The organism is Streptococcus sp. A25, from assembly GCF_043674095.1.
Classification (GTDB): domain Bacteria; phylum Bacillota; class Bacilli; order Lactobacillales; family Streptococcaceae; genus Streptococcus; species Streptococcus suis_V.
The window spans coordinates 1-5,340 of the sequence record NZ_JBIMJO010000034.1 but is presented as its reverse complement, the minus strand read 5'-3'; the positions used below and the strand labels follow the sequence as shown (position 1 = coordinate 5,340).

The following is a 5,340-nucleotide window of genomic DNA, read 5'->3' as shown; positions in this document are numbered from 1 at the left end:
TATTATTGGGAATCCCAGATTAAATCATAGATACCGTAAGGGATTTTATTCTTTATTTAAAACTTTGCAACAGAACCATTTTTTATATTTATTCTTAGTACGTCTTTCTAATTTTCCCCATTCTTCTTCATCATTCAACAACATAAAAACCATTGCTCTATCAGAAGTACGTTCGATAGTTTTCCAATCTGGTTGTAATATATGTAAATCATTAAAACAATCGTTCCAATAATCAACCATATCTCTTTTTAATTCAATTTTTATTTTTATTATTTTTAATCTCTTTAAATATCTTTACGCACGTATATAGACTTCATAATTTTAAAATTATATAGACTTCACAACACAATATTTCGGTACAACTTCCATGTAAAGTATATCCTATGCGTTCTTAAGCTAGCTGCTGTTAGTGCTTCTCATTGCACCCTGGTTATAAAAGCCATACTCACAAACCTCTTCACCAAAACTCTTTACATCTCTAATATAGAACTCTATCTAGCGAACTTTTAGAAAAGATATAAAACATCAGAGTATGGACAGTTGCGGATGTACTTCAGAAAAGATTAGATGTCTAAAAAGCTTGTAGTTAAAGCTTTTTAGACATCTAAATCTAGGTACTAAAACAATTCATCCAGTAAAATATAATATTTTATTTTCTCCCAATCAGGCTTGATCCCCAGTAAGTCAAAAAATAGCTCGACATACTGTTCTTCCCCGATATCCTCCCTGATCGACCGGACGCAGAAGGCAATGTCATACCACTTGTCCGCCCTGCCGCTTCTCCCAAGATCAATAAAGCCACTTACTTTGCCATCTTTCACAAAGATGTTGCTGTCTCCCAGGTCGCCGTGGGAAAAGACAAGTTCCTCTTCGGGCTTTTCCGTCTTTAAAAAATCATACAGCTCGCGCGGATCTTTAAATGGAGTGTCTTCTTCCCAGTTTTCGCAATCCACATCGGCCAGATCGTTATTCAGTAAGTAATCCAATTCGGCTAAGCGGCTGTCTAAGCTATTCGTATAGGGACAATCCGATATGTCGATGGAGTGAAAGAGCCTGATGCACTCCGCATACAGCTCGATAATCTTTTCAGGGCTTTGTTCATCTTCATACTCTTCCGAGCAAAGGACGCCATCGGCCTCACTCATGAGCAGATTGCTCCAGCCATCATGCCGTTCAAAGTGCAGGACCTTTGGAACAGGCAGCTTTCCTTCCAGCCATAGCATCATGTCCTTTTCCCGTTCCACATCATAGGTGGTCCCTTTATACCGGCTGTCCGTCATTTTTAAATATAGGTTTTCATTTTCTCCCACCAGCTTATATACCTTAGCAGGAGACATTCCTTCCGTATCTTTTACGCAGCGGTATTTTTCGATCAGTTTTTTCAATTCCGGTGATATTCTCATTTTAGCCATTTATTATTTCCTTCCTCTTTTCTACAGTATTTAAAGATACCCCAAGAAGCTAATTATAACAAGACGAACTCCAATTCACTGTTCCTTGCATTCTAAAACCTTAAATACCAGAAAACAGCTTTTTCAAAGTTGTTTTCAAAGTTGGCGTATAACATAGTATCGACGGAGCCGATTTTGAAACCACAATTATGATAGAATTTACAAGCTATAAGGTTATTGTCCTGGGTTTCAAGCATTAGTCCATGCAAGTTTTTATGCTTTGCCCATTCTATAGATATATTGATAAGCGCGCTGCCTATGCCTTGCCCCCTGAAATCCTTACATACGGCGATATCTTCTATATAAGCGTACCGGTTCCAATTTTTTCGCAGTTTAACTTTTCCGACGCATTTATCGTTATGGTAGTAAAGATATATTATCTTATCAGTATTGTCAATATATTCAAGGCAATCTGCCTCCTCATCCTCTTCATCCTCTTCGTCTTGGTAGCTTTTTAAATATGGCGCTTCATAGAGTAATTCTGTAAAGGTCCAATTCTCGTTTTCATACCTCGGTATAATCTTACCTATCACCTCAAATGGTTCGCTGGGTTTATCGATATCTTTCAGGTGCCCTGCTTTCATTTCTGTAATCACTGTTCCCGCCTCTCTTCTATATCAGCGGCATATGTGCTATCCAGGCAGCCGGTTTTACCAGTGTATTTTTTATACATGTCCCTGGTATATTTTGTTATATTCCTATCATACTCCGGATAGGCATAATGAAGCCTTTCCGCCACCTCACCGGATACCGCCCTGAACAATTGATGGCATAGAAATAATGCTTCCCATATGTTTTCATAGGAATCCATCCGGTAGGTGGACAAAAGTTTCTCCCACAAATCCTCGGATATATACCTTTCAATAAACTTATAGTTCTTGCCTACACTTAATTTAAAGCCTGTTTCGATGCCGACCTTCCATGATATCATTCTCAGCAGCTCATGGCGAACAATCTGATTAAAATGATCAATAGCAAATAAAATTTCCTTACGGCACAATCCTTTAATAACATAAGGTGTTACATTCCAAAATTCATTGCAGCAATCATCATACTCCCTTGCGCTTGGCTTTCTTACATGATAATCTATATCAGTCGGAACTATGTCCCTTTTAATTCTACAATCTTTATCAATTAGAACCTTTATTAATTTATCGCCCTTTAGGTAATTATCTAACTCTTCCAAGGGCAATAAGGTAAGATCAATTTTATTGTAATCATCAAATAGCATAAGATAGGAAAATCCCTTTTCTTCAGGTGGGAATAATTCCATATCCTCCGGCTTTTGCATCATTATTATATTCCCAAATTGATTAAGCCAGTCATCATTAGATATAAACGGTTCTATATCACTTACAAAATATGTAATATCATAATCCTGAAATTCATCTTTATGTATATTAATATTTGCGCGTGACCCCTCAAGGGTCACAATTCGAATACGTTCATCCTGTTCTGCTAAAGAAAGTACTAAATCCATCATTTCTTTTTCTGATCTCATTTACATACTCCTCGTTTATTTTTTCTATATTATTACATCTTCTTTTTTGCCGATACAATCAGCATCATTGGGCGTCGCATTTCATCCGCCATCCCCGGAATATCCATCATGTTCTCTGGCGGCTGTGGCTCCACAATCTGATTTATTATAAAACTATTTGAAAGCAGTGTATTTAGATATGTGGTCAGTGTTCTATGATATTTTGTAACCTTCAATAAGGCTTACCCAGACAAGTTTGCGCCAGTAGAAGACTAACCAAGGATTGTGGGAAAGATTACTGGAAATTTTATGCCTATTGAACAGTAAAAACCTCTGAAGTTACTCTTGACTTCAGAGGATTATTTTTATGAAATTTTTATATATTGAATAACAGATTCAAACCCTTGTCGAATAGTTTCAATATCTGTTTCTGGAGCTTGTAAATCAATTATTTTTGTCATATTCCATCTCATCTTCAGTTACCCACATATGATTCTTAACTTCTTTTTGACCATTGGTTGGAGTGTAATTAACAACGTAAACAGTTCTTGTAATAGATTTATCTACTTTTGCTTCAGCTCCCATCATCCCATCCATGTGATCGGCATTCAAGATAACAGTATCGCCCTCATTTGCTACAGTCTTAGTATCTTTTAACTCTTCTTGTACTACCCATCGATGATTCTTAACCATTGGTCCCCCAGTTTTTGGCTTATAGCTTACTTCATAAATTGTAGTATCAAAGGCTCCTACAACTTGAGCTTTTGCACCTTTCATCCCTTTCATATGATCGCCTAGCAGTATAACATTACTTCCCACCGGGAATTTAGGGTGCGCAGCATCTTTCATTGAAGAAGGAACCATACCTTCATGATTCATTCCCTCATGATTCATTCCCTCCATACTATTCATTTTACTAGACGCTATAGAAGTCGATTCCTCGTTTGTACTTTTAGAATTATTCGATTCACTTTGATTGCTACACGCTCCTAAAAATACAATAATTCCAAGACTTACAAATACTAATTTTATCATCTTTTTCACTGTGTTCATCCTCCTTTAATTAATCACATTTAAGTCATCTCATAAATTTGTAATCCAAAAACTTCTTTTTTAATTGTAGCTATTGATAAGTCCTTCTTAGAAAAGATTACTACAGAATTTGATAAGATATCTAAATGAACTTTTTCGATACTATCTATTGAAATCAGTTGAAAAAATATTTTTTGACCAACATTCACATATTAGTTTAGCATTTTTTATCTATTTTTGAAATAAATAACTCTCCTCCTTTATTGAAATGGTAACTTTATAACAAATTTAGTTCTTAGACCTAATTTACTTTTTACAGTTATACTACCTTTATGCGCTTCAACAAAGCTCTTTTCAATACCTTTCCTCCTTTCGACAGACTACAATTGTAGTCGATTGATTACATTTGTAATTATATCATCAAAAAAAATGAGCTGTCAAGAAAAATATTCTCGACAGTTTTTTAATGTTTAAAAAATTCAAGAAGTAGGTGCAAAGTTCCTCTGTTGAAGCAATACGGTTTCTGATACCCCAGCGAACCGTCTCGATAAAACAGACACCGATAAGCTCCTGATAATATTCAATAGGTACATTACCCTTCTGGTATCCACTCTTTTGCATCAAGGTTGGATACAGTTGCTCTTTTAGATACGTTCGTAGTACTCTATGAAAGTAGGGAATTTCAGCTATTCTATAAGTCTACCTCAGTTCCTTCCAGGAAGCGAACGGTTATCTCTCCTTCAAGCCCTATCCTGATATGGTCTAGCACTCGGCACATATCTGAGTGATTGAAGTCTGTCTGCTCCTGCCTAATCAGGTCACTCAATGCTATGCTGTAGTGCTTATCAAGCAGGCGATTCTCTTCTAAGATTTTCTCCCACTTGCCCTCAAGCAAATCAATGTTCTCGCTCAGTATCTCTAACGCCTTTAGGAAAATCTGCTCAAGTGTCGCTTCATCCAAATGGCTACTGTAACACCCTTCAACTCCCTTGATGCGATAGCGGTTGTTACATTGCCAAACTTTACGTTTCCCTCGGCTGGTTGCCCAATTCTTTCGACCAAAGGCAGACCCACAGGCTTGGCAGAAAACCTTGGTGGTAAATGGGTTGTCCTCACTCTGCATGATATAAGACTTGAGTTGATGTTCCTCTCGATAAGTTTTGCGTCTAGCTATTTCCAGTTGAACAGTCTCCCAAATCTCCTCATCAATAATACCTTCGTGGCTATCTTCCACATAGTATTGATTGACTTGTCCATCATTTTGAATAGTTGTTATCCTAGTTGATTAAAAAAATCTCTGATTTCCTCATCTTTTATAAAATAATATATAATTTTCCCCTCTCTTCTAGTGTCCAAGATGTTTTGATTGGCTAGTTT

At 36.7% G+C, this 5,340-nt stretch carries 4 protein-coding genes and 5 pseudogenes; all 9 read right to left on the bottom strand.

Features of this window, described 5'->3' with window-relative positions; all coding sequences use genetic code 11:
* Nucleotides 1–81: 81 nt before the first annotated feature.
* Nucleotides 82–267, bottom strand: a pseudogene (locus ACHBID_RS10975) (replication initiation protein); the annotation flags it as partial.
* Between the two features lie 350 nt (nt 268–617).
* A complete protein-coding gene (aph(3')-IIIa, locus tag ACHBID_RS10970) occupies nt 618–1,412 on the bottom strand; it encodes an aminoglycoside O-phosphotransferase APH(3')-IIIa (protein ID WP_001096887.1) in 795 nt (264 codons plus the stop codon).
* A gap of 92 nt (nt 1,413–1,504) precedes the next feature.
* A complete protein-coding gene (sat4, locus tag ACHBID_RS10965; protein WP_394732347.1) occupies nt 1,505–2,047 on the bottom strand; it encodes a streptothricin N-acetyltransferase Sat4 in 543 nt (180 codons plus the stop codon).
* Nucleotides 2,044–2,952 (bottom strand): aminoglycoside 6-adenylyltransferase, encoded by a 909-nt coding sequence (gene ant(6), locus ACHBID_RS10960; RefSeq protein ID WP_394732346.1) that lies wholly within the window; start codon nt 2,950–2,952, stop codon nt 2,044–2,046. The genes sat4 and ant(6) overlap by 4 nt, the downstream gene beginning before the upstream one ends.
* Nucleotides 2,953–2,984: 32 nt before the next feature.
* A pseudogene (locus tag ACHBID_RS10955) lies at nt 2,985–3,164 on the bottom strand (class I SAM-dependent methyltransferase); the annotation flags it as partial.
* 211 nt (nt 3,165–3,375) lie between these two features.
* Nucleotides 3,376–3,984, bottom strand: coding sequence for a YdhK family protein (locus ACHBID_RS10950; RefSeq protein WP_170243550.1), 609 nt, complete (start codon nt 3,982–3,984; stop codon nt 3,376–3,378).
* A gap of 20 nt (nt 3,985–4,004) precedes the next feature.
* Nucleotides 4,005–4,194: pseudogene (locus tag ACHBID_RS10945) on the bottom strand (hypothetical protein).
* Between the two features lie 460 nt (nt 4,195–4,654).
* A pseudogene (locus ACHBID_RS10940) lies at nt 4,655–5,230 on the bottom strand (recombinase zinc beta ribbon domain-containing protein); the annotation flags it as partial.
* Between the two features lie 5 nt (nt 5,231–5,235).
* Nucleotides 5,236–5,340, bottom strand: a pseudogene (gene cadX, locus ACHBID_RS10935) (Cd(II)/Zn(II)-sensing metalloregulatory transcriptional regulator CadX); the annotation flags it as partial.

Excerpts from the sequence above, each read along its gene's own strand:
- ACHBID_RS10950 (WP_170243550.1), bottom strand. The coding sequence starts at position 3,984 with ATGAACACAGTGAAAAAGATGATAAAATTAGTATTTGTAAGTCTTGGA.